The sequence below is a fragment of the Micromonospora sp. M51 genome, assembly GCF_018070305.1.
In the GTDB taxonomy this organism is placed as follows: Bacteria; Actinomycetota; Actinomycetes; order Mycobacteriales; family Micromonosporaceae; genus Micromonospora; species Micromonospora parva.
Genome location: NZ_JAGPXZ010001347.1, coordinates 1 through 766, shown reverse-complemented (window position 1 = coordinate 766; position 766 = coordinate 1). Strand labels below are relative to the sequence as shown.

The 766-nt window shown below is 72.6% G+C and carries 1 protein-coding gene; it reads left to right on the top strand.

Going from position 1 to position 766, the window contains the following annotated elements:
• Positions 1-117 precede the first annotated feature (117 nt).
• Entirely contained in the window at positions 118-585 is a 468-nt protein-coding gene (locus KBX53_RS34755) for a ribose-5-phosphate isomerase (RefSeq protein WP_030333518.1), read from the top strand.
• Positions 586-766 lie beyond the last annotated feature (181 nt).

Genomic DNA, 766 nt, shown 5'->3' with positions numbered 1-766 from the left:
GCGGTCTGGTCGTCGCCGAGCTGCCGCGATGAGCGCCGTCCGCACGACCGTGTGACGAACCCGCGCCCGGGGACGCCCCTGTGACGTCCCCGGGCGCGGCCTGACAGACTTCCCGGTATGCGCGTCTACCTGGGATCCGATCACGCCGGTTTCGAGTTGAAGGTGCACCTGGCCAACCACCTGGCCATGCAGGGGTACGACGTGGTCGACGTCGGCCCGCACGCCTACGACCCGGACGACGACTACCCCACGTTCTGCCTGCACACCGGCGACCAGGTGGTGGCCGACGAGACGGGCCTCGGAGTGGTCATCGGTGGCTCCGGCAACGGTGAGCAGATCGCCGCGAACAAGATCGCCGGCGTCCGCGCCGCGCTGGCCTGGAGCGTCGAGACCGCTCAGCTGGCCCGCCAGCACAACGACGCGAACGTGGTCGCCGTCGGTGCCCGCCAGCACACGCTGGACGAGGCGACCGCCATCGTCGAGGCGTTCCTGAACACGCCGTTCTCCGGCAACGAGCGGCACGCTCGCCGGATCGCCCAGGTGGCCGAGTACGAGCAGACCCGCAAGCTGCCCGACCTGCCCTGACGGGCGGCGCTCAGCGCGGCGAGCGGGGCAGCTCCTCGCGGGGCACCCAGTTGCGGCGGACCACCACCACGCGGGCCTCCGCCTCGGCCAGGTCGTCGTCGTTGGGGCGGGCCGCATCCCGGGCCCGTAGCGCGGCGCTCAGCCCCACCTGGGACGAGCCGGAACCGACCAACCCGCGCAG